Source organism: Pseudomonas sp. OIL-1 (assembly GCF_010669185.1).
GTDB lineage: Bacteria > Pseudomonadota > Gammaproteobacteria > Pseudomonadales > Pseudomonadaceae > Halopseudomonas > Halopseudomonas profundi.
This window is the reverse complement of sequence record NZ_CP048629.1, coordinates 3,885,211-3,911,913: the sequence shown is the minus strand read 5'-3', so window position 1 is coordinate 3,911,913 and position 26,703 is coordinate 3,885,211. Positions and strand designations below refer to the sequence as shown.

Here is a 26,703-nt window from a genome sequence, read left to right as displayed (position 1 = left end):
CAAGCAGAACGCCGGCAAGGTAAAGACTTTGTAAAGCCGGCAACAGGCTCTGGTCACTCCAGCCAGCGGTAGAGGGTACGCCGCGTGATGCCGAGTATGTCGGCAGCCTTGCGTTTATTGCCCTGGGTGGCGTTGAGCACCTGATGAATATATTGGCGCTGCACGGTCTCCAGGTCTGGTAAGCCTTCTGCATTGTCTGATGAAGGCATCGGTGCGGCGGCGAGCTCGGCGCTGGCGGTGCTTTGTGGCGACTGTGGTTGCTCACGGATGCGCTGCGGCAGATGCCGGGGTTCGATCAGCGGGCTGTCACAGAAGGTCGCGGCGCGCTCGACGGCGTTCTGCAGTTCCCGAACATTGCCGGGAAAGCTGTAGCGCGTGAGTATCGCCAGGGATTCATCGCTGAATCCCTGAATGCTGCGCTGTTGGCGCGCATTGAAGCGCGCCAGGAAGTACTCGGCCAGTTGCTGGATGTCATCGCCCCGCGCGCGCAACGGAGGAATCTGTATGCCGAAGGTTTCCAGCCGGTAAAACAGGTCCTCACGAAAGCTGCCGTCAGCGACCAGATCAGTCAGATTGCGATTCGTCGCGCCGATCACCCGCACATCCAGCTGAATCTCATGGTCGCTGCCAACCGGTCGGACGCGGCCGTCCTGCAATGCACGAAGCAGTTTGGCCTGTAATGCCAACGGCATTTCGCCCAGCTCGTCGAGCAGCAGGGTGCCGCCCTCGGCCTGCTGGAACAGCCCGGCGCGCTGGCTTTTGGCACCAGTAAAGGCACCGGCAGCGTGGCCGAAGAATTCGCTTTCCATCAGTTCGGCGGGAATGCCACCACAGTTGACCACCATATACGGCTTGCCCTTGCGCGGGCTGAGCTCATGCAAGGCACGCGCGACCAGCTCCTTGCCGGTGCCGCTCTCACCCTGAATCAGCACCGGGCCATCGGCGCTGGCGATCTGGCGAATCTGGTGGAACAGCTGCTGCATGGCCGGGCTCTGGCCGATGATGCCGTTGAGCTGCTCCACGGCCATGAGCGAGCGATAGCGGTGCAGCTCGCTGCGCAGGCGGCGGTTCTCCAGCAACCGTGAAACACTGAGCAGAAAGTGGTCCATCTCCAGTGGTTTGGTGAGGAAGTCATCCGCCCCGGCCTTCAGTGACTCAACCGCCTGCTGGACCGAGCCGAAGGCGGTGATGATCAGCACCGTGGGCCTGGGGGTCAGTTCGCTGATCGCGGGTAAAAGGCTCAGACCATCGGCACCGGGTAACCGGAGGTCGCTGATCAGCATGTCGGGGACTTGTTCGCGCAGGACGAGCAGGCCACTTTCCGCGTCGGCGCAGGCAGTGACGGCGTAACCCTCGGCTTCCAGTTCTTCCTGCAACAGCTCGCGCAGCCCGCCGTCGTCTTCAACCAGCAGAATGTGTTCGTTATGCGTCATGGATTATGTCCTCTGCGGAGCGCTGAGTGAGCGGCAGCTGCAGAATGGCTACGCAGCCTCCGTTCTGGCCCGGCTCAAGCGATAGCGCGCCGTCGTGTTCGTCTGCGACGGACTGCACAATTGCCAGTCCGAGTCCGGTCCCTTCGCCTGGCGACTTGGTGGTGAAGAAGGGCTCCAGCAGTTTGTCGGTGGGATGATCCGGAAGGCCTGCACCATCGTCCGCGATGCGGATGTCGAGCCGGGCGCCATCGGTTACCAGCGCTATGTCGATATTGTTCCGGGCTGCCTGTAGCGCATTACGTAACAGATTAAGCAGCGCTAACTCCAGCCGACCCGCATCCCCGGTGAGCTCCGGCAGCATGGACGGCATATCAATCCTGAGCCGCTTGCCGGCCGCTTCGATCTCCGGCGCGATGGCTTCAATGACCGTCTGCAGCAGGATCTGTGGTGAAAGCGGGCGGGGTTGCGGGGCGGTGGGACGGCAATAATCCAGCAACTGTTTTACCGTGCGCGTGAGGCGGGCAACCTGGGTGCGGATGGCCGACAGTTGCCGTCGCTGCTGGTCGTCCAGTGCTGCGGAGCGTTCCAGTCGACGCGCGCGGCCATCAATCACACTGAGCGGCGCGCCGAGTTCATGGGCGATACCACGCGCCATACTGCCGATGGCGGCCATTTTCTCGTTGTCCTTCAGTCGCGCAAGCAGTGCGGTTTCTGCCTGACGATGGCTTTCCACCTCGCGGTTGGCCTGCTCGATACTGTCAAGCATCTGGTTGAGACCTTCGGCCAGCGCCGCCACTTCCTTGGGGCCCTCAAGCGCGACCCGATGGGAATGGTCACCGCCGGCCACACGTTGCATATGTTCCAGCAATTTATCCACGTAGCGGCCTACGCCGCCATAGTGACCGAGCAGGACGGCCATCAGAATGGTCAGGCTGAGCAATCCCCATATGGCCCAGGCAATCACGGTGATCTGTTGCAACGCCTGATGGAAATCACTGGCCAGACGGGTGATCTGAATCAGCCCCTGGATCTGGCCGGCGCTGTCGAACAGTGGCAAAAAGTGTGAAAAAAGATTGCGACCGGCGACCCGGCTATAGCCTTCCTGGCCTTCGCCCGTCGCCACGATCTCGGTCGGAATGGTGGTGCCGCTGAGATCGCTCTCGGTGATGCCAGCCGAGGCAAGCCGTACGCCGTTAACGTCGAACACCGAGGCGCCATATACCTCCCCGAGAACGAATACCGAACCCAGCGCCAGCTCGATTGCCTGTTGGTCGCCCTCGCTGAGCGCACCGCCCACCGGAATACTGATTGCGCGGCCGATCAGCTCCAGATCGTTCTTCAGTCGCCGTTCCTGGAACTGGTTGGCCTGTTCCAGCCCGATCCGGATGCCCAGCGCTGTGAGAAGCATCAACGGCAGCACCACGAACAGCAGCAAGGTCTGCTGCAGACCGCTGATGCGGGTCCAGGCGCGCTTCAGGCGCGCCCGGCTTGTACGAGTTGGGTAAGTTTTGCTCATGTATATATTCTATACACAAAGCGTGCCCTGGGAAGCTGGAAACTCAGGTGAGTCGGCAATTCGATGGCACTTCTAAGCGTTATCGGTATCACATTGTTAAGGCGCGTCGTGAGACGCGCTTCATGCTTTCCATCACACAATGAAGGAGATCAATGCATGAACACGATAAAAAGCCTCACCACTGCGGTCGCGTTTGCCACTTTGGGCTTTGCCGCTCCGACCGTTCTGGCTGATGACGATGGCTCATATAACCAGCACGGCGCGCCCACTACACAAGGCACCTCTTCGGGGTCGGCTGCGGGCAGTGCAACGGGCACGACAGGTTCAGGTACAACGGGGACGGGCACAACAGGAACCGGGACGACTGGCACGGGTACATCGAATATGCCTGCCACGCCCGCTACTCCTGCCACCCCGGGGGACGAGACCACTCCGCATCGCGGCGTCAATGGCGCTCAGGAAAGCACCCCTCACCGTGGCCTGAACGGCTCTCCCAGCACGAATCCCGGCGAGGGTAGAACCAATATGGGCGGCGCAAGCGGTACCGCCGAAGGCAGCACAGGGGGTTCGACCGACGGTACTACAGGCGGCGGGACCACCGGCGGAGCGACGGGCTCCGGCACAGGCATGGGTGGCGGCACAGGTAGCGGCACGGGTGGTACTGCTCAGTAGGTCGCTTCCCCAGACCGGCCAAGCACCTGAAAGCTTTAACCTGTCCCTGGCCTTTCGTTCCGCTTGATTGCGGTGCGATTAATGAACCCACGGGACTTGGAAACATATTTTCAGCCGTACTGGTCCAGCGCCTGGTCGTTATTCAGGCTGCAGATCACGGACTGCACGGACTCATATAGTCGAGTCGCAAGTGAGGCCAGCAAGGCTGACAACCCAGGAGAGACAAGAATGAATGCACTCAAACAACTCACCACGGCAGTCGCTTTCGCGTCACTAAGCTTTGTTGGCACCGCAGCGTTGGCCCAGAGCCCGGCTGCACAGGGCACCGATCCGGGTCCTGACACCAATCTCGGCACCGAAGGGCATAGCATGACCGGTAAGGGCGCGACCGGCGATACCGGTCAGGCGACCGGACAAGGCAATACCATGCAGCACGGTGCAACCGGCCGTGAGGCCGAAGGTGGCCATGGCATGGATTACGAGAGAACAGAAAAGCGCGTTGAGGGCGAAGAAAAAAGCTCAGGTAGTAGTGACGATGACAAGTCACGCGATAACAGCAGCTCCGCTGGTCAGGGCAGCACTGGTAGCAACGCCGATAACAGCAATCGCAACTCGGATACCCTGGGCGCGCCTGGCCATAGCGCGAAGGACCAGGGCGGCATGTCGGATCCTGCAGGCACTGCTGATCGCCCCGGTGTTACCGGTGCGCCAAACGAGATCGAACGCAGCCAGCGGGACATCGACGACAGTAACTGATCTGGCTTGCGGACCGGAAAAGCCGGTCACAAGACAAAGGGGCCGTAAGGTCCCTTTTTTGGTTGCGCGGTGTCTAATGAAGCTGGAGCCTTGATCGCGCATCTATATACGCCTGAAGCACCAAGACCATTCGAAAACGCAAATCGATCCCCTTGGAAGGGAGGCGAGGGGGGACTGCTCGTTTCAATCCGCTCGGCCGGACTGAAGCCAATCGCCCGCCGGCTATCAGGACTCCGCAAGACGCCGTGAACCCATCCCTGTTTTTAACACTTGCTCCACCCTGACAGCCGGCGGGCTTGGTCGGGCATCGGTGTGGCGAAGAGATTAAACCGCTCCGGCTTTGACTCTCCGGCAACTCGGCCCTTATACGCAGCGAGACGACAGGGTTGAGCCGACCGTGCGATGACAGGGATGTCATCGACGAGCTTACAGGGATGTACTTGCAGCGTGTCGGCGCGGCCCTGCCGGCTCGCGGCAGCTGACTGCGGAACACCACCAGAGTAAGTGTGTATTGTTTGATCTGTCGTTGGATCACGTGAATGTCGCTGCCGATATGGTCGGAGCAGATCGCCCGTCGTCTGTCAGGATTACGCAAGACGCCGTGAACCCATCCATGGGGGCTTGGTGAAAACATCCCTGTTTTCAACACTTGCTCCACCCCGACAGTCGGCGGGCTTGAACGGGTGTCCAGGTGAGGCGGAGATTGAAAAAGGTGTTTGGGTTTTGCTATCACGCAGCTCTCGTGTTCATACGCAGCCCTGCCGCCTCTCGGCAGCTGACCTCGGATACGAGCCAAAAGGGCCCCTTGGTACGATTGCACCCGGCGGCAATTGTCAGTCTGGTCATCTACGCCGTTGTATTCATTCTGAACGGATCTATATTACCCATGTGTAATAAATATACGTTTATAGTTGGTTTCATGGGCTTTCCGGGCCGCGTCGTTCGGCACCTGGTTTATATAAATATCTATATAAAACATATGGTTAAGTTTATATTGTCTGTCCTGGCACGTTAGTTGTAACAACACAGATAACTAACCAACCAGGAGATTCATATATGAATACATTGAAAACACTTACCGCAGCTGTCGCTCTTGCCGCTCTCGGCGCTACTGCTCCGGCAGCATTTGCCCAAGCCACTGGCGGCACGCCTCAGGGCGCCACCCAGGGTGCTCAGCAAGGCGCTCAGCAAGGCGCGCCTGCAGGCCAGATGGGCGGTGCACAAACAGAGATTTCCGAGGAAGATCTGCAGAAGTTTGCAGAAGCTGATTCCGCTGTTGGCGAAATCCGTGATGATTTCTCCCAGCGCTTGAGCCAGGCAGAAAACCAGGAAGAAGCCCAGTCGCTGCAAATGGAAGCTCAGGAAAAGATGGTTGAAGCTGTCCAGAGCGAAGGATTGGAAATTCCGAAGTACAACGAGATCGCCACTCGCATGCAGAGCGATCCCGAGCTGCAGCAGCGCGTTCAGAGCATGAACTGATCGTTGCACGGTAGTATCAAAAAGGGGCCCTCGCGGCCCCTTTTTTGTGTCTGGAATTGGGGTGGCGTCGAGATGAACAGGACCGCTGCGGTCGATACCCGGGCGAGTCTGGTAAAGGTCCGGCGGGCAATCCTGGCTGTTGATGGGGTATCCTTGTCTGCATCGATGTTTTGTTCGATTCACCGCTGAACTGGAGTAACACCATGATCAAATCACGCGCAGCCGTGGCGTTCGCCGCAGGCAAGCCTCTGGAAATTGTTGAAGTCGACGTCGCACCGCCAAAGGCAGGCGAAGTATTGGTCCGTATTGTTGCCAGCGGAGTGTGCCACACGGATGCGTTTACCTTGTCGGGTGATGACCCGGAGGGCGTGTTTCCGGCGATTCTTGGCCATGAAGGCGGCGGTATCGTTGAAGCGGTGGGCGAAGGGGTGACTTCGCTGGAGGTCGGCGACCATGTGATTCCGCTGTATACGGCCGAGTGTCGCGAGTGCAAGTTCTGCCGCTCGGGCAAGACCAACCTCTGTTCCGCCGTCCGTACGACCCAGGGCAAGGGCTTGATGCCAGACGGTACATCGCGCTTCTCCTACAAGGGCGAGCCGATCTATCACTACATGGGCACCTCGACCTTTTCCGAGTACACGGTATTGCCGGAAATCTCCCTGGCCAAGATCCCCAAGGAAGCACCGCTGGAAAAGGTCTGTTTGCTGGGTTGCGGTGTCACGACCGGCATTGGTGCGGTATTGAATACGGCCAAGGTAGAAGAGGGCGCCACGGTGGCCATCTTCGGTCTGGGCGGCATCGGTCTGGCTGCCATTATTGGCGCCGCGATGGCCAAGGCGAGCCGTATCATTGCTATCGATATCAACCCGTCAAAGTTTGATATCGCCCGTGAACTGGGTGCGACTGATTTCGTCAATCCGAAGGATCATGACAAGCCCATCCAGGAAGTCATCGTCGATATGACCGATGGCGGCGTGGATTACTCCTTCGAATGTGTGGGTAATGTGCAGCTGATGCGCGCGGCACTGGAATGTGCGCATAAAGGCTGGGGCGAATCGGTAATCATCGGTGTAGCCGGTGCGGGGCAGGAGATCAGCACGCGTCCCTTCCAGTTGGTCACCGGGCGGGTCTGGCGTGGCAGTGCCTTTGGCGGCGTAAAAGGGCGGACCGAGCTACCGTCCTACGTAGAGAAGGCGCAAAAGGGCGAGATTCCGCTGGATACCTTTATCACCCACACCATGCCACTCGAAGATATAAACAAGGCATTCGACCTGATGCACGAGGGCAAGAGCATCCGCACGGTCATCAATTTCTGACACCGTAAGGTTTATGGCTTTCTGCTGCGGCTCGTTTCAACCGGGCCGCTATTTTTCCAGGCACAGCTCCCCTCAACCGGATTGGATGATTATGCACACTTCACTTGAGCAGATTTCGGCCACCAAATGCTTTGGCGGCTGGCACAAACGCTACCGGCACCGGTCCAGGGTGCTTGATTGCGATATGGTTTTCGCGGTCTTCCTGCCGCCGCAGGCCGAACAGGACGCATCGTTGCCGGTGCTGTACTGGCTCTCCGGATTGACCTGTACCGATGAGAATTTCATGCAGAAAGCGGGAGCATTGAAGCTCGCCGCCGAGCTGGGGCTGGTGATCGTCGCTCCGGATACCAGTCCGCGTGGCGAGGGCGTTGTGGACGATCCCGACGGCGCCTACGATTTCGGGCTCGGCGCTGGCTTTTATATCAACGCCACCCAGCAGCCCTGGGCGGCCCATTATCGGATGTACGACTATGTAACCGCCGAACTGCCTGCGTTGGTCGAGGCCAATCTGCCGGTTTCAGAGCGGCGCAGCATCAGTGGTCATTCCATGGGCGGGCATGGTGCATTGATATGTGCGTTAAAGAACCCGGGGCGTTATCAGTCGGTCTCGGCCTTTGCGCCGATCGTCAATCCGGTTGATTGTCCGTGGGGGCAGAAAGCCTTCGGTGGCTATTTGGGCAATGATCGCGCGCAGTGGGGGCAGTGGGATACCTGCGAGCTGATTGCTGGTGCACAGGAGCGACTGCCACTACTGATTGATCAGGGCGAAGCAGACAACTTTCTGGACGAGCAATTAAAGCCCCAGGCCTTGGAAGCAGCGGCTGCTGCAGCGGGCCATCCCCTGACGCTGCGACGTCAACCAGGCTATGACCATAGCTATTACTTCATCGCCAGCTTTATTGATGATCACCTGCGTCATCACGCGGCTGCACTGCAAGGCTGAGTTCTGACAGGTGACCCTGCGTCGGGTCGTGCCTTCTAGGCTAAGCCCTCAGGCTGTAAGATCAGCACCTCGATTATTCAGCCGAGAGGTCTGGCATGCGCATTGGTCATGGTTACGACGTTCACCGTTTCGGTGAGGGCAACTTCATCACGCTCGGAGGCGTGCGAATCCCTCACTCGCAGGGACTGCTGGCGCATTCCGACGGGGATGTGGTGTTGCATGCGTTGATGGATGCGCTGCTCGGCGCTGCGGCGCTCGGCGATATCGGTCGGCATTTTCCCGACACTGACCCGCAATACAAGGGTGCGGACAGTCGCAAGCTGCTGCGTCATACCCTGGATCTGATCGGTATAAAAGGCTGGAAGGTGGGCAATATCGACGCCACCATCATCGCCCAGGCACCAAAGATGTCGCCGCATATCGAGGCCATGCGTCAAGCGATTGCCACTGACCTGGCGATCGATCCTGACCAGGTCAATATCAAGGCCACCACAACCGAACGACTCGGTTTTGTCGGGCGCGAGGAAGGTATAGCGGTGCACGCGGTCGCGCTGCTGGTCACCTTGTGAGTGCGTCTGAAGGCGAGCTGCTCGGGCCGCTAACCTGGGGTGGGCCGTTCGGTAGTGCGGTATTGAAAGCCACGCCAGAAGATTTTCGCGTTACCGAAATACTGGACCTGGAGCTGGAAGGGGCCGGCGAGCATCTCTGGTTGTTGATCGAGAAGCGCAACCTGAATACCGAGGAGGTCGCACGGCTATTGGCCCGGGCTGCAGGGTTGAAGCTTAAGGACGTAAGCTACGCGGGACTCAAGGACCGCAAGGCCATCAGCCGGCAGTGGTTCAGTATGCAGTTGCCGGGGCAGGCCGATCCTGATTTCTCAGCGCTGTGGAATGACGACCTTATCTGTATCGAAAGCCGTCGCCATCGCCGCAAGCTGCAACGCGGAGCGCACCGGGCCAATCATTTTGCTATTCGTCTGACAGGGCTACAGGCCGACAGCCGTTTGCTGGATGATTGCCTGCGGAAAATTGCCGAGCGCGGTGTGCCCAATTATTTCGGGCCTCAGCGATTCGGGCGTGATGGCAGTAATCTGTTCGATGCGCGTCGCTGGGCCGAGCGCGGCGGATTACCACCTGCACGCGGAACGCGTTCACGCCTGCTATCGACTGCGCGCAGCCTGCTATTCAATCGCGTGCTTGCACGCCGTGTCACTGACGAAACCTGGGATCGTGTTTTGCCAGGCGATTGTCTGGCATTCACCGATAGCCGTAGTCAGTTTCCGGCAAGCAGACTGGAAGATAATGACCCGCGTCTTGCTGCGCTGGATGTGCATCCTACTGGTCCGTTATGGGGTAAGGGTGAGCCAGCGGTTGAAGGCGCGATATTGGATATGGAAAAAGCGGAGGTCGAGGGTGAGCCGCAGTTGGCAACCTGGTTGATTTCTGCCGATCTTGAGCAATCCAGGCGTATTCTGCGTCTCCCTTTGAAGGCGTTGACGTGGCATTATCCGTCACCGGATTGTCTGGAACTTGAATTCACCCTGCCGACCGGCTGTTTCGCGACCGCGGTAATCCGCGAGCTGGTACGACTGGCCGAAGAGCCGGGCGGCGGACTGGAAAGCGAAACCTGATGCGTATTCTGATTGCCAATGACGATGGCGTGCTGGCACCGGGTCTGACAGCCTTGTACGAAGCGTTGAATGATTATGCCGATTGCGTGGTGGTGGCCCCCCACGAAGACCGCAGCGGGGCCAGCAGTTCGCTGAGCCTGGACAAACCGTTGCGCCCCTTCACCCTCGATAATGGCTTTGTTGGTCTCAACGGAACGCCTACTGATTGTGTGCATCTGGGGATCAATGCGCTATATCAGGGGACGGTCGATATGGTCGTCGCGGGTATCAATCTGGGGGCCAATCTGGGCGATGATGTCCTCTATTCGGGCACCGTGGCTGCGGCGCTGGAAGGGCGCTTCCTGCCGCATACAGCCATGGCGTTTTCGTTGGTGGGTCGCCAGCCGGATAACCTTCCGGCAGCCGCGACCATCGCCAGGCGCATGGTCGAGGCCCACGACAAGCTGGAGTTGCCGCCGCGAACGGTACTCAGCGTGAACATTCCGAATTTGCCGCTTGAGCAGATCAAAGGCATTCGCCTGACCCGGCTGGGTCATCGTTCGCGGGCCGCTACACCGGTCAGATGGGTCGATCCGCGAGGCAAGGAAGGTTACTGGATATCGGTCGCCGGCGATGCCGAGGATGGTGGCGAGGGCACCGATTTCCACGCAGTCATGCAGGGGTATGTATCGGTTACACCCCTGCGCGTCGATAAAACCCACTACGAGGTGTTTGATCACCTTGGGCAGTGGCTGGAGAATCTTGGTTAATGGCAGCGCGCGAAGACATCTACAAACATGGAATTGGCATGACCTCCCAACGCACCCGGGAACGTCTGCTGGAACGGTTATTCGAGGAAGGGATCCAGAACCTGCAGGTGCTCGAGGCGATACGTCGCACGCCCCGGCACCTGTTCGTTGATGAAGCTCTGTCGCACCGAGCTTATGAAGATACTGCGCTGCCCATTGGGCACAACCAGACATTGTCGCAGCCCTACATAGTCGCGCGCATGACTGAGCTGTTGCTGGGTGGCGGACCGCTGGACAAGGTGCTGGAAGTGGGTACCGGCTCGGGTTACCAGACCGCCATTCTGGCTCAGGTTGTGGAACGGATTTTCAGTGTCGAACGCATCATGCCGCTGCAGGAACGCGCCAAGGCGGTACTGCGCGAAATCAACATCCGGAATGTTGTGTTTCGCCATGCCGACGGCAATTGGGGCTGGCCCCAGTACGGCCCCTATGATGCGATTCTGGTGACCGCAGCACCGGCGGAAGTCCCCACCGAGTTGCTCAGTCAGCTGGCTGACGGAGGCCGCATGGTCATTCCGGTCGGCGAAAAGGAACAGCATCTGACCCTGGTTATCCGTGAAGGGGAACAGTTCATCAGACATCAGGTCGAACCGGTACGTTTTGTACCGCTATTGGCAGGAGCTATCACTTCTTGAAGGCATTACCCCTGGGGCTTGTGCAGTACCTATCGGTTTTTTTCAAGGGCATGGCAATGGGTGCCGCGGATGTGGTGCCAGGCGTTTCCGGCGGAACCATCGCCTTTATTACCGGCATCTACGATCGACTCGTCGGCGCGATTGCTGCGTGCAGTCCGACCAAGCTTGGCTGGCTGCTGAAAGGGCGGGTAAGAGAGACCTGGCAATCGGTGGATGGTGGCTTTCTGGTAACGCTGCTTGCGGGAGTACTCACCAGTATCCTCAGCCTGGCAAAGCTGATCAGCTTTTTGCTTGAAGCCTATCCTGTTCATCTGTGGTCGTTCTTCTTCGGCTTGATACTTGTCTCGGTGCTCGTCATCGGTCGCCAGATCCCTCGCTGGAATACTGCCACGTTGTCCGCTGCGCTGGTCGGTGCCGCATTTGCTTACCTGATAACCGTCGCTGTACCACTGCAATTGCCGGTGACCTTGCCCATGGTGTTTATCGCAGCTTCCATTGCGATCTGCGCGATGATACTGCCAGGCATATCCGGAAGTTTCATTCTGTTGCTGCTGGGCCTGTATGCTCCGGTGCTGGATGCGGTGCGGTCGATGGATCTGGTCTTCATCGCCGTGTTCGGATGTGGCTGTCTCGCCGGTTTGCTCAGTTTTTCCAGGCTGTTGCAGTGGCTTCTGAACAACCTGCGTCATGTTACGCTGGCGTTCCTGACCGGGTTGATGGTTGGCTCGCTGAACAAGGTCTGGCCATGGAAGGAAACACTCAGCTGGCGTGAAAACAGCGGCGGCGAGTTGGAGCCTTTACTGCAGAGCAATATCACTCCGGCGCATTATCAGGCGCTGACCGGGGAGCCTTCATACTGGCTGGTAGCGTTGGCGTTAATGCTCCTTGGCATGCTATTAGTGTCGGCACTCGAGTGGTGGGGAGGGCGAACCTGAGCCAGTCGCTTCACCCGTTATTATTTTCACGACTTCTGAGCATGGGGCGAAGTGTGTTCGACAGGCATCTGGTACTAACCAATTTCAAGCGGGCTTTCCTGATACTGGCTGTCAGCCTGCTCACCGCCTGCGCAGGGCCTGCCGGTATGGTGCCTATCGACGATCGTAGTCGCGGCGGTCAGCGTGCCGAGCCAGCGCCGGCGTCCGGGCTGCATACCGTCAGCCGTGGTGAAACTCTCTATCAGATTGCCTTCCGGTACGGCAAGGACTGGAAGTCAGTCGCTGCTGCCAATGGTCTGCGCCAGCCCTTCACTATCTATCCGGGTCAGCGTTTGCGCGTCGGGCCTTCTCAGTCATACGCAGCATCACCCACCAAGCCTCGCACCACCGAAACCATTGGTTTGCGCACCACCGTGCGACCGGCTGGCACCGTAGCCTCCAAGCCAAGCCCGACTCCGCCTGCAACAGCGCCGCGCGCCATTCCTCGCACGGCGCCGCCGGCTGTCACCTCCAGACCCAGTACCCCGGCGGCAAAACCGACCCCCAGCGCCAAGCCCGCTACCCCGGCTCCGGTAGCCAAGGTGCCGGCCAATGTCGATGGCTGGAATTGGCCCTCTGAGGGACCGTTGATCTCACGATTCCAGTCAAACGGGAGTTTGAATAAAGGAATTGATATCGCCGGTGAAATGGGACAGCCTGTCAAAGCAGCCGCTCATGGGGCTGTGGTGTATGCCGGGCGTGGACTGATCGGGTACGGCGACATGATTATCATCAAGCATGATCAGACCTACCTGAGCGCTTATGCCCACAACAGTCGGTTGCTGGTGAAAGAAGGCGATCAGGTCAAGGCCGGGCAGACTATCGCAGAAATGGGCAACAGCGGCACCGACAGGGTCAAGCTGCATTTCGAGATACGACGTCAAGGCAAGCCGGTGGACCCTTTGAGCTATTTGCCCAAGCGTTAGGGAGGTCCGGCTGTAATGTGTTTGTCATGGAGGGTGAGCATTCTGCAAAACAATGGTGCGTGACCGGAACAAGCGGGGGCTTGGCCGGTCAATTACAGTGAGAGATGGGACGGGCGGCCTTGAAGCCATTTTCCATCTATCCGGACGTACTTTGATTGATATGGGGCAGAGAAAATGGCAGTGAATAATAATGAGCCCGTACAAACCCTGACTGACGAACTCGCTCTGCTTGAGCGGGAACCGAAGGACGTGGAGGAGCTCAACATGGACACACCAGCCGAGTTGAACCCGGCAGAACTGAACAGAGCTTCCTCTCCGCGCACGCACCGTCGCGAAAACTCCTTTGAATTCACCAAACAGCTTGATGCCACCCAGCTGTATCTCAACGAGATTGGCTTCTCGCCCCTCCTGACTCCTGAAGAAGAAGTCCATTTTGCGCGCCTGGCGCAGAAAGGCGACGCAGCGGGCCGGAAACGCATGATCGAAAGCAATCTGCGTCTGGTGGTGAAGATTGCCCGTCGCTACGTCAATCGCGGCCTGAGCCTGCTGGATCTGATTGAAGAGGGCAATCTGGGGCTGATACGGGCTGTCGAGAAGTTTGATCCGGAGCGCGGCTTCCGTTTTTCGACCTACGCGACCTGGTGGATCCGCCAGACGATTGAGCGCGCCATCATGAACCAGACGCGGACCATCCGCTTGCCGATTCATGTGGTCAAGGAGCTCAACATCTATCTGCGCGCCGCGCGTGAGCTGACGCAGAAGCTTGATCACGAGCCCTCCCCTGAAGAAATCGCCAATCTGCTCGACAAGCCGGTTGCTGATGTAAAGCGCATGCTCGGGTTGAATGAGCGGGTCGCCTCGGTGGATATGTCACTCGGGCCGGATTCGGACAAAACACTGCTCGATACACTGACCGATGAACAGGCGACCGACCCCTGCGAACTCCTGCAAGGGGACGATCTGAACGCCAGTATCGACCATTGGCTTGGCGAGCTGAGCGAGAAGCAGCGCGAGGTCGTGGCCCGGCGCTTTGGTTTGCGTGGTCACGAGAGCAGCACGCTGGAGGAGGTTGGTCGTGAAATTGGCCTTACCCGCGAGCGGGTGCGCCAGATCCAGGTCGAAGCGCTCAAGCGACTACGCGATATTCTCGAGCAGCACGGTCTGACCGGCGAATCGCTGTTTCAGTAGCTTCTGCTTGAGAAGTCCAAGCCCCGCCCGGTTGGTTCCGCGCGGGGCTTTTTAGTGTTGGCTCTGGGGTTATTTGCCGCGACGTCTTCCGCAGGCCGCCCAAGGTTTTGTGCTGTCTGTGTTGGCTAGCCTGGCGGCCAGCGTCGTGCCGAGGGCGACACTCCTACGGGGTTGGTGCTGCTGACCGGGCTTTTGGGGGAGGGGCGATCTCGTGGCGACGGCTTCCGCAGGTCGCCCAAGGTTTTGTGCTTCCTGTATTGGCTGGCCTGGCGGTCAGCGTCGTGCCGAGGGCGACACTTATATGGACCCGTCCCGTGTTGCAAGCCACATGACATTCGAGAATGAGATTGCACGCTTATATCCGGCCTTGTAGATCGGGGTGTACTGCCCCTGGCCATTATGAGATGTGCATTCACTGTCCTTAATCTCCTACTCGGCTTCCAAGAGCCAGGCGTCGCCTAAGGTTTCAGTGAATCGATCTTATCTGTCGTGTCGTAATGGTCTGCGCAACCTCGGACGAGTAGTAACTCTGTTAACTATCTGCCGCTGTCAGTCTCTCAGGCTTCCAGGCCTCGCATTGGCTGGTAGGGCTGGCCTGTTTTCATGATTGCCCAGACGATACGAGCCAGCTTGTTCGCCAGGGCCACCACAATCTTGTTCACATGTTTGCCTTCCATGCTTTTGCTTTTAACCCAGCGGCCTAGTCGCGAATCATTGTCCGGCTGACTAAGCACCCGGTACGCCGCGCGAGCGCCATGTACCAACTGTTTGCGCACATGCTTGTTCCCTTGCTTGGAAATGCCCAGCATTTTTTCTACACCGCCCGTAGCATGCTGGCGGGGAGTCAGTCCCAAATAGGCGCTGAAATGTCTACTCGACTTGAAGTGCTCGGCGTCACCAGCATGGCTATAAAGCAGCGTCGAATTAATCGGCCCTATACCGGGCAAGCTCTGTATCGCCTCGCAGACTGCACTTTCCTTAGCAATCAGTTTCAACTCACGGTCGTAATCTGCAATCCGTCGCTCGCGCTCCAGCCATTGCTCGCGCAGATCATGGATCAAGTGCCGAGCGCGTACACTCAGTGTTTGTTCAGCATCCTCAAGTATCAACGGCACCGTCTCACGCAGACTCTTGTGCCCTTGGGCAATGGTGATACCCATTTCCAGTAGCAAGCCGCGCAGCTCGTTGCCGATCGCCGTCTTCTCCTTGACCAGACGTTCACGTACCCGGTGCAAGGCCTGGATATCCAGTTGTTCAACTGACTTTACTGCGACCGAAGGCATACTAGGTCGGGCAGCAGCTTCGGCAATCGCCTGAGCATCACGCTGGTCATTCTTGTGCACCTGCACGAAGGGCTTAACGTAGCGCGGGTGAATGATCTTCACCTCATGCCCCAGCGCCTTGATTTGCCGAGCCCAGTAATGCGCTCCACCGCAGGCTTCCATGGCGACCAGACAGGCTGGCTGAGTGGCTAGGAAAGGCAGCAATTGGTCACGCTTGAGCTGCTTGCCGAGTACCTTATGCCCCCGGCTATCGTTGCCGTGAAGCTGAAATACCTGTTTGGCTAGATCGATGCCAATAATGCTAATCTTGCTCATGGATGGACCCTCCTGCTGTGATGCCGACCCCGTGATTGTGGACAAACTCAATCATGGCACAAGGTGGGACGGGTCCATCTCATTTCCTACGGGGTTGGTGCTGCTGGCCGGGCTTTTGTGGTAGGGGCGATGGGGACGCCGAACCGTCGCCGCGATGGCTTCCGCAGGCCGCTCCGATATTTTGTGATAACACCGATTTCCCGGGAAGGTCGATCACCAGCTCGACCATAAGCGCTCACCGACAGGCACATTGACCGAATAAAGCCGCAGTTTATGGAGGGTCGAGTTCCATCTCGACCAATACCACCGCCGACCAGTAAATCTATCAAGTCCGCCACCGGTGTTGTTCTGTGGTAGCCCGGCGTCAGACCGATTTGGGCGCCAACTTCTGCATGGCGGGGCCATGAATTACTTCGCCATTCTTGCCGAAAACCGAGCCGTGACAAGGACAATCCCAGGTTCGGTCAGCGTTATTCCAGGTCACTGTACAGCCCATGTGGGTGCAGGTAGCAGACAGGCCATGCAGGGTGCCGCTGTCGTCACGCCACACAGCAATTTTTTCCTCGCCCCGGGTAATCACGCCGCCTTGGCCAGGCCCAATCGAGTCGAGCTCCTCGACCTGTGACTGGCTATCCGTGCTCTGGTTGTAGTCATCGGGCTTGGGACGGGCCGGGTCGAAGAGCGTGCCCCAGGGCCAGCTACCGGTGGTGATCTGCCGGGCAATACCTAATCCTGCGGCGGTGCCATTGCTGATACCCCAGGCGTTGAAACCGGTTGCGATATACAAGCCGGGGGCTTTCTCCGGGTCTGCTTCGCCGACATAGGCCAGGCGATCCGGGGTGTCGTAGTCTTCATTGCACCAGCGCCATACCGCCTCACCCACGGGCAGCTGATTACGAGCCCAGTCTTCAAGCTCGGAAAAGCGCTGCGCCACGTCGCTATCCTGCCCAGTGTTGAAACGCGGTCCGAGCACCACGACAAGCGGCCCTTCGGCGTCCTGGCCCATGCGAATCGAATGAGTAGGTTCTTCAGTGGCAATGAACATACCCTCAATCGGGGAGGTACCGTCTTTTGGTCGAAAAGCCATGGCGACGTGGCAGCGGGGCTGGGTCGGTGACACCAGATCGACAGGCGTCTCCACGGGCATGTGGGTGGCGATAATCACCTGATCCGCAGTCACTGAACCGCCCTCGAAGCCGATCTGCCAGCGCCCGTCGTGATCGAAACTGGTGGCGCGGGTATGTTCGTGAATACGTCCGCCGCGCTCCTGTACCGCAGCAGCCAGGCCAATGAGATAACGGGCCGGATTGAACTGCGCCTGCCCAGGAAACTCCAGCGCTGCGCTGGTCGCGAAGGGCAGGGGTGCTTCATCTATCACCCGTGCATCAAAGCCCAGGCTGCGCGCGGCATCGGCCTCTCGTTCAATGGCGGGCCGGCCTGCCTCGTCGCAGCTGTAGGCGTAGGCTGAACGTGTTTCGTAATCGCAATCGATACCCAGATCGGTGATCCAGGTTCCGATGCGCTCCATCGCCTCGCGATTGGCATCTGCATAGGCCTGAGCCAGATCCTCGCCAAAAGTGTCGATCAGGTGGCGGTAGATCAGGGCGTGCTGCGCAGTGATCTTGGCCGTGGAGCGTCCGGTCACCTGATGGCCAACTTGCCGCGCCTCCATTACCACGACGGACTTTCCCGCTTCGCACAGCGTCATTGCTGCGGTCAGGCCAACAATGCCGGCGCCGACAATCACTACATCACAATCGGTGCTAGCGGTAAGTTGTGGGAAGTCCCCGGTAGGGGCATCAGCGATCCAGCAGCAACCGGCTGCTCCAGAGAGCTTGGCCATGGACGTCTCCTCAGATGTGTCATGCGTTCTGTTTGTGGTTCTAGTTGTAGAGTGGGCTTTTCCGGGTGGGTTCCAGCCGCATCAGAAGGCAAGACGGTCGGCAGCGGTCGTTAAACGATGAGCCAAATCGATGGGTCTGTCCGTTCGTCTCACTCGTCGGATTAGCCAAAGCCGCTGGGAGTTAATGCCCCGAGTTTCCTGTCACAACCAGGAAGGCGGCGGCGAAACGAGCGGCCGGTATCGGCATGGTCAGTCAACGCTCAGTCAAGGCTGCGGGCAACCGGAGACGAATCTGATGAAGCTTTATTACTATGAACATTGTCCATTCAGCGCCCGGGTGCGGATGCTGTTGAACCTCAAACATATCCAGGCTGAACAGCGGGTGCTGCCAGCCGATGATGAGCAAACGATTACCCAGTTAATTGGCAAGCATCAGATTCCGGTGCTGGTTCGAGATGATGAGGTCCCCATGGCCGACAGCGTGGGGATCGTTAGATATCTCGACTATCTTGACGACAAGCCGATCGTCAGTGAGCCGGACACACAGGCGCTGCATGAGTGGTTAGAGTCGTTTGTGCCGAACATGCAATATCTTGGCTACCCGCGCTGGACCCGGATTGGCCTCGCTGAATTCGCCACGCCTGAGGCTTATGAACATTTTCGTCAGAAAAAGACCCACACCATCGGTGATTTTTCCGAGGCGGTAGCCAATACCCGGGCAAAGGCTGCCGAGATAGAGGAGCAACTCGGCGAATTGCCTGGCCTGGTGAACCTTGATCAGCCTGACACCTGTCCAGTCAGTTGGGACGATTTCACGCTGTTTCCGATGTTGCGTAGCTTGAGCGTGGTCAAGGCCGTCAACTGGCCGCAGGAGGTGAGAGGCTATGCCGATGCGATGGCAAAGCGTACGGAGCTGGACATGTTTTTCAGCAGATCTCTCTGATAGCGATATGACGGTCGCCGGCTGGCGATGCGCGCGCCGCGCTCAGCTATGCAAGCCCGCTGGGGAAGCCAGTGGCCTGGTATTGTAGCGGTGTAGCCAATCCGCCACGGCACAGGCCGGGAGTGGACGGCTGTAATAGTATCCCTGGCCCTCATTGCAGCCCTGGTTGACCACATATATCTGTTGTTCCAGCGTTTCGACGCCTTCGGCAATGACTTGCATATTGAGGCTGCGACCCAGCTGAATGATGGCACGGACGATGGTGGCGTCGTCTTCGTTAAGCAATACGTCCTGCACGAAGCTTTTGTCGATCTTGATCTTGTCCAGCGGCAGCCCGCGTAGATAGCTGAGTGATGAATACCCGGTGCCGAAGTCATCGATAGCGATCAGCACGCCGGCTTTCTTCAGATTATTCAGATGGCCTGCCGCAGCGGCAATATCGTCCATCAGGCCCGTTTCAGTAACTTCCAGTTCCAGACTCAGCGGCGGCAGCTCATAGCGTTGCATCAGATCGGCAACCTTGCCGGCCAGCTCGCTATGATGCAGTTGCACGGTCGAAAGGTTTACCGCCATTCGCAAATCAGTGAAGCCTGCAAGGTGCCATTCGTGCAGCTGCTGGCAGGCCTGCTCGAGCACCCATTCGCCAATAGCGTTGATCGAACCGTTTTGCTCAGCCAGAGGTATGAACAGGTCTGGCGGCACAAGGCCCCGATCGGGATGCTGCCAGCGCAGCAAGGCCTCAACACCCACCGCTCGACGGTGGTCGAAACTGACCTGGGGCTGATAGACAAGATGAAACTCCTGCCGTTCAAGCGCGCCGCGCAGATCCTTCTCCAGCTCACGGCGCACGCGCATTTCGGCGTCGAGGCTGGCGATATAGAACTGGTAACGGCTACGTGAGCGGGCCTTGGCGAGCATCATGGTCTGCTCGGCCTTTTGCAATATCGTCTCGGCATCGGCACCATCATCCGGGAAGAGGGAAATGCCGATCGTTGCCCGGAGGCGGACAGTATGGTTACCGAGCACGAACGGTCGGCTGAGATCGTCGAGGATAGTTTGCGCCAGCTCGGCTGCTTCATAGGGTTCGCTGATACCGGTCTGCACCATTGCAAACTGGTCGCCGCCGAGTCTGGCGAGGCTACCCAGCCGGCTACTGTTGGCACGAAGCCGGTCGGCTACCGCCACCAGAAGCGTATCCCCGGATTGATAGGTAAATTGCTCGTTGATTTCCTTGAAGTCATCCAGCCCGCAGCACAGGACCGCAACACCTTTTTGCAGGCGTCCGGCATCGGCCAGCATTCTGGTGAGCTGATCCTGCAGCATGCTGCGGTTGGGCAGGCCGGTCAGGTTGTCGTGATTGGCCATGTGTAGCAGGTTGGCTTCTGCTTCCTGCCGTTGGTTGCTGTTGCGCTCTATGGACTCAAGCAATTGATTGGCTTTGTTTATCCAGAGTCCGAGTTCATTCTTTTCATGGCCGGGGAGCACAGGGATCAGCATCCGCCCGGGCTGATCGGGATTGATATGGGAAATATTGCGGAGAATGCGTGACAGGGGGCGGGTCAGCAAAATGTGATACAGCAGATACAGGACTAACGCCATGGTCAGCGCGCGCAGTATTCCCGAGATAAAGACAATCAGCGAACGTTGCAGGAAGTCCTGTCCATACGGGGCGGTGTCCAGGGTCAACCGCAGTTCGCCGTAATATTCCTGCGCAGGCTGGCGCCCCCTGAGTTCGATCACATATTGCCGGTCAGTGCCCAGCAGCCGGTCTGTAAGTCCCCGGTAGGGCAGGTCGGCGAGGGGTTCTTCGCGAGTGGCCAGAAAATCTTCTCTGGGATCGCCAATCGATACAAAGCGCACGGCCTTATGCTCGAAGAGGCCTTCGACGACCTGGGACGCCATAGCACGATCGAAGCTGTACACCGCCTGCGTCGCGGGGTCACGCGACATGGCGAGAATCTGTTCAGCGGTATGGTCGATGAAGCGGCGTTCGAGTCGCAGGTCATGAACAATCTGAGCGCCGCTCAGAAGGATCCCTACGATAAGCGCCCACAACAGGACTTGCTGAAATAGCTTGACGGAGAGGCTGTTTCGTCGCTCCAGTTTCACTGTTTTCATCCATGATTGACTACGGGCGAAGCGTATCAGCCTGAGACAGTCGCGACTGGCTGGGCTGGTCAGGACTCAAGTATTGGCAATTGAATGGCTGGTGTCAAAGTAAAGTCATATTACGATGTCATAAAACCGACGAACCCCGCCAGAAGCGGGGTTCGTTCAGTGCTAAACCGAAATCAGCCAGCGAAGTTCTTCGCGACAAAATCCCAGTTCACGATGTTCCAGAACGCTTCGACAAATTTCGGACGGGCGTTACGGTAATCGATGTAGTAGGCGTGTTCCCAGACGTCGCATGTCAGCAACGGCGTAGCGCCTTCTGTCATGGGGTTGTTGGCGTTACTGGTGCTTACGATCGCCAGCGAACCATCGGCTTTCTTCACCAGCCAGCCCCAGCCGGAACCGAAAGTGGTGACCGATGCCTTGCTGAATTCTTCCTTGAACTTGTCGAAGGAACCGAACGCCTTGTTGATGGCTTCGGCCAGTTCGCCGGTAGGCTCGCCGCCGCCGTTCGGGCTCAAGCAGTTCCAGAAGAAGGTGTGGTTCCAGACCTGGGCAGCGTTGTTGAAGATGCCGCCGCTGGACGTCTTGATGATGGTTTCCAGGTCCTTGCCTTCAAACTCTGTGCCCGGAACCAGGTTGTTCAGGTTGGTTACGTAGGTGTTGTGGTGCTTGTCGTGGTGAAATTCCAGGGTCTCGGCCGACATGTGCGGCTCGAGAGCGTTCTTTTCGTAGGGTAGCGGTGGTAATTCAAAAGCCATGGTTTCTCTCCATCTTCAGGTTCAGGTTCGGAACGGAATCTTTCGATACAGCAGGCTGCTGGACAGATCTGCAGTCTGCTTCGAGCACCTCTTTTTAAACTGGGCGCTGCCCGTCATGTCAATCGGCAAGGCAAGATCATAGCAGTTGGGGCCTGGCCTATCTACGTAACAAGCGTGTGGTTATAGCACGCCTATGGCGCTGAGCTGGCAAGTGACCAGGCGACGGCCAACATCATGGCGGCCACGCCTGCGTCGATAAAGCGCCAGGTCGCTGGGCGGGATAGTACCGGTGCCAACCGTGCCGCACCGAGAGCCAGGCCACTGAACCACAGCACAGAGGCACTGACCGCGCCCAGTACAAACAGTTCGGGTATGCTTTGCTGAGCACCAATAGAGCCGATCAACACCAGCGTATCGATATAGACATGCGGATTGAGCAAAGTTACCGCCAACGTTGCCACCACGACGGCGCGGCGCGAGCGCGGTGCCTGCTCGGCCGCATCCAGCGTCTGCACGCTGCAGGCACGTTTGAGGGCGAGCAGCGCATAACAGACCAGGAACAGAACCCCGCCCCAGCGGGTGAGCTCCAGCAGTAAAAGGTGGCGATCCAGCAGCGAGGCGAGGCCGAAGGTTCCTGCCGTGATCAGTAGCGCATCACACAGCATGCATACCAGTGCAGCGCCGAGATGGTGCTCGCGGCGCAGCGCCTGGCCCAGTACGAACGCGTTTTGCGCGCCAATCGCCATGATCAGGCCTGCGGCAGTGAAGAGCCCATTGATGAAATTGCTCAGATAAAACATCGGATATCAGTCTGCACGGGTGTGAAGCTGACAGCGTGCGTAATCGCAGGGTATAAGTGAAACAGATATTCCTCATAGCCCATAAGGAAAACTGATGCTCGACTACAAGCTGCTCATCGCGCTGGCCGCGGTTGTCGAATGCGGGGGCTTTGAACGTGCAGCGCACGCACTCGGGCTATCGCAGTCGGCGGTGTCACAGCGGATCAAATTGCTGGAGGCGCGGGCTGGCGCGCCGGTGTTGCAGCGGGCGACGCCGCCCCGACCGACGTCAGCGGGCCAGCGCCTGCTCAACCATGTGCAGCAGGTACGCTTGCTTGAACGTGATCTGCAGGAGGATCTTCCTATCGCCGGAACAGACGAATCGCCTGCGCGGTTACGCATTGCGCTGAACGCCGATAGCCTGGCCACATGGTGGTCAGCGGCGGTTGCCGAACTGTGCGCAAGCGAAAGGTTACTGCTCGATCTGTTAGTCGACGATCAGGATGTTGGATTGCGGCGCATGCGTGCCGGTGAGGTGGCAGGTTGCCTGTGCGCATCGGCTGAACCCGTAGCAGGGGCTCGCTCTGTATTGTTGGGGCATATGCGCTATCTGGCGGTAGCCTGTCCTGGCTTTATCAGCCGGCATTTTTCTCGGGGGCTGGATGCTGAATCAGTAGCGACAGCGCCGGCGATTGTGTTCGGTCAGGATGACCAGTTGCAGCACCGGTTTGTCAGCGAGCAAGGGTTGGCGGGGGAGTTTCCCTATCACCTATGCCCCTCTTCGGAGGGCTTTGTAAGAATGCTCGTTTCGGGCCTTGGCTGGGGCATGGTGCCCGCACTGCAGATCAGCCAGGAGCTGGACGATGGTGTGTTGCGGGAGCTGGCGCCAGGGGAGGCAGTAGACGTGCCCTTGTACTGGCATCATTGGCGCCACGGTGGGCGCCTGCTGGAATCACTGACCAACCAGCTGGTGCGCGAGGCCCCCCGCTGGCTGGCGGCAGTTGACCCTAGCTGATTTCGATCGTGCCAGAACCCGGCAGCTGTTCTACACAGCGCTCGCCCAGCAGCCGCGCAGGCGTGTAGTAGCCGGGGATAATGTCTTTGCCAGCGAGCATATGACGCACTGCGAGCAATGTTCCATGTACTGTCACCTCATAGCCGTTGGCAGTCCGGACGCGCGCCACCACCTTTTTCCCCGCAGGGTTTTGCGCCTCGCCCCAGACGTATGTCGGCGCATCACGGCGCTGGTCAGAGTCCGGCCCACTTATTCGCCTGCCGGCCAGATACTTGAGCAAGGCTTGTACCGGAGGCAGCGCCAGCAGCGGCCGTAGCCAGTCGAGCCGGCGAAGACGCAGGGCGGCACTAGGAGCCATGGGGACGAAGATTTCAATGTTATCGATGCCAGTGGTGAACCAGGCCGTTGCCACGTCGCCCCAGGGAATGGTTACCGCATACTTGGTGCCGTTACCGAAATCTATTTCCCGGCTCTGGTAAACCAGCGGGACCGTTCGTATCTCATCATCAATCCGTACCTTGCCGCCATGCTTGAGCCCTTCGACTGACGTTTTGGCGGTGCCGGGGGAGAATCCGCTGCGTGAGTCAAACCCCAATGCCAGGCGATCGGCATCAGGCAGCGCTTCCTTGAGGCAGGCAGCAAGGCAATCGGTGGGAATCACATCAAACCCGACACCAGGGCACAATACGATGCCGGCAGCCTGGGCTTCGGCATTGCGTGCATGCGCCGCGACGAAAACATCGATCTCGCCAGTGATGTCCAGGTAGTGTGTCTGGCTGGCCAGACAGGCCTCGATCATGGGGCGACTGGTTGCAGAAAACGGGCCTGCGCAGTGGGCGACTACGGCTATATCTCTGAGCGCTTCCTGAGCAGCTGCACTATCGTCCAGTCTGAATATGCGATGCTTGAGCCCCAGCTCAGTGGCAAGCGTTTCAATCTCTCGGCGTTTGCGTCCGGCGAGTATCGGTTGCAGGCCCTGTTGTACAGCCTCCCTGGCTAGCAGGCGTCCGGCATAGCCATTGGCACCATAAATCATCCACTGATGCATCGCTGACCCTCTTGAAGTATTTGCGTCAGAGTACTGCCTGGCCGGCCGGGCCACCAGCGCCAGGACGAGATCGCAAAGAAGTCAGACCCTGGGGCGCCTTGTCCCGCACCAGACGGACTTCCGTCGCGGCCTTGATGAAACGGCAACAGACCCTAGTCATGCACTGGCGGAGCACGCACAATACGCAGGATCTATTGCATGGGCATGACGATGCGCTTCGGTTACGAGGATCGAGATGAGAAAACAAGATATGCCTGATGATTTCACGGACGATCAGTCCGATGAGCTATCAGGTATTCGCGCGACCGAGGATGAGCGTGCATACATTTCCCCATCCCGGCATGACGATATGCCCGAGGCAGGCGTACGGGCGCCGGTACGCCCTGAGCCAGCCCAGCGTGGGACCGGTGGGCTATGGGCTCTGTGCGCCGCGTTGGCGTTGTCGCTTATCGGTTTCGGATACTGGAGCCATCAGCAACAGACGCGTTTGCAGCAACAACTGGTGGCCACGCAGAACAGCTTTGCGCGTATCAGCGAAGATGCAGCCGGACAGATCGAGGACATTACCGGCAAGGTCACCGCGACCGAGTCCAGCCTGAGTGAGCTGGACGCGCTGGATCGACGAATCGATCAATTATCCGAAGTGGTGGGAAGCCAGGGCCAATTGCTGGAGCAGGTAGAGCAGGGCGGGACCACGCTCAAGGAGCACGGCTCAAAGCAGCAGCAACGCCTTGACGAGGTAATCAATCAGACCGCAGCCTTGACTGGCCGTCTGGATGCCTACGATGAGAATGCCAGCGCGCTGGCCGGTCAGTTGAGCTTGCTCAATGCTCAGGTCATGGCACTGAGCGAAGGATTGGAACAGCTCGCTCCGCTTGAAGCGCAACTTGATCAGCAGGCGCAGCAGCTTGCCACGCAGCAACGGACGCTGGCCACATTGAACGAGCAGGTATCGACGCTGGATGTGGATGCTGAAATCGCGGCATTGCGCAGGCAGCTGGAAGAGCGCATGTCGTTGGTGGCCGAAGAGATCCAGTCGATCGATAGCTTCCGATTGCAGACCAATCGCGCGCTGACCCGTCTGCAGACTCAGCTGCGAGCGATGAACGAGAGTGCCGGACAGCCCTGATGAATTTTCTGGCGCACCTGTTCCTCGGCCCGCAACAGCCACAGCTGGCGCTGGGCAGTCTGCTTGGCGACTTCGTCAAAGGCCCACTGGTTTCGATGCAGCTGCCTGAACAGGTAAAACAGGGCGTCTGGTTGCATCGGCGTATCGATAGTTTCACCGATGCGCACCCGATGGTGATCCGGAGCAAACAACGTGTCAGCGCAACGCGGCGGCGCTTTGCCGGGATCATGGTCGACATGTTCTATGATCATCTGCTCGCTGCGCACTGGCATCGCTACAGCGATCGCTCCATAGAACATTTCACCCAGGACATGTATGCCGTGCTGCTCGCTCAGCGCGCGGCGATTCCTCAGTCGGCCTGGCCAATCATCCAGCGCATGGCGCAGCAGGATTGGCTGACCAGCTATGCCGAGCTGGCCAGCCTGCATCAGGCGGTGAACAACATCTCCCGGCGATTCACCCGAGCAACAACCTTGCCCGGCGGCGTAGCCGAGCTGGAAGCCGAATACAGCGCTTTCGAGGAAGATTTCCTCTCGTTCATGCCAGAAGTCATCGAATTTGCCCGCGCGGAGGCGACATTCCTTGGTAGCTCCCGTTGATTCAGATCAGCACGCTCTTTCCCGCTTTGCTCTATAACGAATGCCGCCGCCACGGTGACACCTGAGGATTCTCCGTGTGCAGCGCGTATTCAACTGGAGAAAGGGAATGCTATGGCCAGAGTGTTGTTCGACAATGGACCCCATAAGGTTTTGTGCTTCGATCAATTGGTGACAGGGGATGGCGTGCAGTCCAACCAGTTTCTGATTATTGATCACGACCAGCATGCGCTGCTCGACCCCGGTGGCGATCTGACCTATATGCCGCTGGCCCTGGCCGTGAGCGAGCACATCGCCATTGCCGATCTGACCTATGTCTTCGCCTCCCATCAGGACCCAGACATCATCGCCTCGTTGGACAAGTGGTTCCTGCATACCGGTTGCAAGGTTGTCTGCTCAAAACTGTGGGCGCGTTTTCTGCCACATCTCTCTGCTGCCTATCTGAGCAAGAGCCAGGGAATGAGCACTACCGAACGGATGATTGCGGTGCCTGATCGGGGGCAGACCATCCCGCTCGGCAAAACCGGGATCAAGGCATTGCCGGCGCACTTCCTGCACTCGGTGGGCAACCTGCAGTTCTTTGATCCGGTCAGCAGGATTGTAATGACCCAGCGGAATTTGCA

Annotated in this window: 24 protein-coding genes and 1 pseudogene; 17 read left to right on the top strand and 8 right to left on the bottom strand. The window is 58.6% G+C overall.

The window, feature by feature from the left end; all coding sequences use genetic code 11:
* Window positions 1-53: 53 nt before the first annotated feature.
* Both G3M63_RS17965 and G3M63_RS17960 read right to left on the bottom strand, forming a co-directional pair.
* Window positions 54-1,433 carry a sigma-54 dependent transcriptional regulator gene (locus G3M63_RS17965; RefSeq protein ID WP_150299257.1) on the bottom strand — a complete coding sequence of 460 codons (1,380 nt, stop codon included), beginning with the start codon at window positions 1,431-1,433 and terminating at the stop codon, window positions 54-56.
* Window positions 1,423-2,949, bottom strand: coding sequence for an ATP-binding protein (locus G3M63_RS17960; protein ID WP_163983984.1), 1,527 nt, complete (start codon window positions 2,947-2,949; stop codon window positions 1,423-1,425). The genes G3M63_RS17965 and G3M63_RS17960 overlap by 11 nt, the downstream gene beginning before the upstream one ends.
* A gap of 156 nt (window positions 2,950-3,105) precedes the next feature.
* On the opposite strand from G3M63_RS17960, the gene G3M63_RS17955 reads away from it, so the two are divergent.
* The 12 genes from G3M63_RS17955 to rpoS all read left to right on the top strand — a co-directional run bounded on the left by G3M63_RS17955 (window position 3,106) and on the right by rpoS (window position 14,256).
* On the top strand, window positions 3,106-3,621 hold the full coding sequence (locus tag G3M63_RS17955) for a hypothetical protein (protein ID WP_163983983.1): 516 nt from the start codon (window positions 3,106-3,108) through the stop codon (window positions 3,619-3,621).
* A gap of 228 nt (window positions 3,622-3,849) precedes the next feature.
* Window positions 3,850-4,377 carry a hypothetical protein gene (locus G3M63_RS17950; protein ID WP_163983982.1) on the top strand — a complete coding sequence of 176 codons (528 nt, stop codon included), beginning with the start codon at window positions 3,850-3,852 and terminating at the stop codon, window positions 4,375-4,377.
* A gap of 1,056 nt (window positions 4,378-5,433) precedes the next feature.
* The gene (locus G3M63_RS17945; RefSeq protein ID WP_150299253.1) at window positions 5,434-5,856 is read left to right on the top strand and encodes a DUF4168 domain-containing protein; all 423 of its coding nucleotides are present in this window, start codon (window positions 5,434-5,436) and stop codon (window positions 5,854-5,856) included.
* A gap of 203 nt (window positions 5,857-6,059) precedes the next feature.
* Window positions 6,060-7,172, top strand: a complete 1,113-nt coding sequence (locus tag G3M63_RS17940; RefSeq protein ID WP_150299252.1) for an S-(hydroxymethyl)glutathione dehydrogenase/class III alcohol dehydrogenase — start codon at window positions 6,060-6,062, stop codon at window positions 7,170-7,172.
* 91 nt (window positions 7,173-7,263) lie between these two features.
* On the top strand, window positions 7,264-8,115 hold the full coding sequence (gene fghA, locus G3M63_RS17935; RefSeq protein WP_163983981.1) for an S-formylglutathione hydrolase: 852 nt from the start codon (window positions 7,264-7,266) through the stop codon (window positions 8,113-8,115).
* A 95-nt stretch (window positions 8,116-8,210) separates the two neighbouring features.
* A complete protein-coding gene (gene ispF, locus G3M63_RS17930) occupies window positions 8,211-8,684 on the top strand; it encodes a 2-C-methyl-D-erythritol 2,4-cyclodiphosphate synthase (protein WP_163983980.1) in 474 nt (157 codons plus the stop codon).
* Window positions 8,681-9,745 carry a tRNA pseudouridine(13) synthase TruD gene (gene truD / locus G3M63_RS17925; protein WP_163983979.1) on the top strand — a complete coding sequence of 355 codons (1,065 nt, stop codon included), beginning with the start codon at window positions 8,681-8,683 and terminating at the stop codon, window positions 9,743-9,745. Before ispF ends, truD begins: the two co-directional genes overlap by 4 nt.
* Entirely contained in the window at window positions 9,745-10,494 is a 750-nt protein-coding gene (surE, locus tag G3M63_RS17920; RefSeq protein WP_150299248.1) for a 5'/3'-nucleotidase SurE, read from the top strand. Before truD ends, surE begins: the two co-directional genes overlap by 1 nt.
* A gap of 38 nt (window positions 10,495-10,532) precedes the next feature.
* A complete protein-coding gene (locus G3M63_RS17915) occupies window positions 10,533-11,168 on the top strand; it encodes a protein-L-isoaspartate(D-aspartate) O-methyltransferase (RefSeq protein ID WP_371923482.1) in 636 nt (211 codons plus the stop codon).
* Window positions 11,169-11,218: 50 nt separating this feature from the next.
* A complete protein-coding gene (locus tag G3M63_RS17910) occupies window positions 11,219-12,103 on the top strand; it encodes a DUF368 domain-containing protein (RefSeq protein ID WP_163984326.1) in 885 nt (294 codons plus the stop codon).
* 53 nt (window positions 12,104-12,156) lie between these two features.
* The gene (locus tag G3M63_RS17905; protein WP_371923481.1) at window positions 12,157-13,068 is read left to right on the top strand and encodes a peptidoglycan DD-metalloendopeptidase family protein; all 912 of its coding nucleotides are present in this window, start codon (window positions 12,157-12,159) and stop codon (window positions 13,066-13,068) included.
* A 174-nt stretch (window positions 13,069-13,242) separates the two neighbouring features.
* Window positions 13,243-14,256 carry an RNA polymerase sigma factor RpoS gene (gene rpoS / locus G3M63_RS17900; RefSeq protein WP_150299245.1) on the top strand — a complete coding sequence of 338 codons (1,014 nt, stop codon included), beginning with the start codon at window positions 13,243-13,245 and terminating at the stop codon, window positions 14,254-14,256.
* Window positions 14,257-14,813: 557 nt separating this feature from the next.
* Here rpoS and G3M63_RS17895 read toward each other — a convergent pair.
* Together G3M63_RS17895 and G3M63_RS17890 are read right to left on the bottom strand one after the other, a co-directional pair.
* On the bottom strand, window positions 14,814-15,854 hold the full coding sequence (locus G3M63_RS17895) for an IS110 family transposase (protein WP_163983907.1): 1,041 nt from the start codon (window positions 15,852-15,854) through the stop codon (window positions 14,814-14,816).
* Between the two features lie 364 nt (window positions 15,855-16,218).
* Complete coding sequence (locus tag G3M63_RS17890; RefSeq protein WP_163983978.1) at window positions 16,219-17,697, bottom strand: FAD-dependent oxidoreductase; 1,479 nt, start codon at window positions 17,695-17,697, stop codon at window positions 16,219-16,221.
* A gap of 295 nt (window positions 17,698-17,992) precedes the next feature.
* On the opposite strand from G3M63_RS17890, the gene grxB reads away from it, so the two are divergent.
* Window positions 17,993-18,640, top strand: coding sequence for a glutaredoxin 2 (gene grxB / locus G3M63_RS17885; protein ID WP_163983977.1), 648 nt, complete (start codon window positions 17,993-17,995; stop codon window positions 18,638-18,640).
* Between the two features lie 42 nt (window positions 18,641-18,682).
* Here grxB and G3M63_RS17880 read toward each other — a convergent pair whose 3' ends face one another.
* From G3M63_RS17880 to G3M63_RS17870, 3 genes are all read right to left on the bottom strand, one after another.
* Complete coding sequence (locus tag G3M63_RS17880; protein ID WP_163984325.1) at window positions 18,683-20,749, bottom strand: bifunctional diguanylate cyclase/phosphodiesterase; 2,067 nt, start codon at window positions 20,747-20,749, stop codon at window positions 18,683-18,685.
* A 182-nt stretch (window positions 20,750-20,931) separates the two neighbouring features.
* Complete coding sequence (gene sodB / locus G3M63_RS17875) at window positions 20,932-21,513, bottom strand: superoxide dismutase [Fe] (protein ID WP_150299242.1); 582 nt, start codon at window positions 21,511-21,513, stop codon at window positions 20,932-20,934.
* Window positions 21,514-21,704: 191 nt separating this feature from the next.
* Window positions 21,705-22,313, bottom strand: a complete 609-nt coding sequence (locus tag G3M63_RS17870; RefSeq protein WP_163983976.1) for a LysE/ArgO family amino acid transporter — start codon at window positions 22,311-22,313, stop codon at window positions 21,705-21,707.
* A gap of 94 nt (window positions 22,314-22,407) precedes the next feature.
* Here G3M63_RS17870 and G3M63_RS17865 point away from each other — a divergent pair, with 94 nt between their 5' ends.
* Window positions 22,408-23,307, top strand: a complete 900-nt coding sequence (locus tag G3M63_RS17865; protein ID WP_163983975.1) for a LysR family transcriptional regulator ArgP — start codon at window positions 22,408-22,410, stop codon at window positions 23,305-23,307.
* Here G3M63_RS17865 and G3M63_RS17860 read toward each other — a convergent pair.
* Entirely contained in the window at window positions 23,300-24,355 is a 1,056-nt protein-coding gene (locus tag G3M63_RS17860) for a trans-acting enoyl reductase family protein (protein WP_256669870.1), read from the bottom strand. The two genes, G3M63_RS17865 and G3M63_RS17860, sit on opposite strands and share 8 nt — an antisense overlap.
* 235 nt (window positions 24,356-24,590) lie before the next feature.
* Here G3M63_RS17860 and G3M63_RS17855 point away from each other — a divergent pair, with 235 nt between their 5' ends.
* The 3 genes and pseudogenes from G3M63_RS17855 to G3M63_RS17845 all read left to right on the top strand — a co-directional run.
* Window positions 24,591-25,484 (top strand): hypothetical protein, encoded by an 894-nt coding sequence (locus tag G3M63_RS17855; protein WP_150299239.1) that lies wholly within the window; start codon window positions 24,591-24,593, stop codon window positions 25,482-25,484.
* Window positions 25,484-26,083, top strand: a complete 600-nt coding sequence (locus tag G3M63_RS17850) for an ACP phosphodiesterase (RefSeq protein ID WP_163983974.1) — start codon at window positions 25,484-25,486, stop codon at window positions 26,081-26,083. Before G3M63_RS17855 ends, G3M63_RS17850 begins: the two co-directional genes overlap by 1 nt.
* A 111-nt stretch (window positions 26,084-26,194) precedes the next feature.
* Window positions 26,195-26,689: pseudogene (locus G3M63_RS17845) on the top strand (MBL fold metallo-hydrolase); the annotation flags it as partial.
* Window positions 26,690-26,703: the final 14 nt, after the last annotated feature.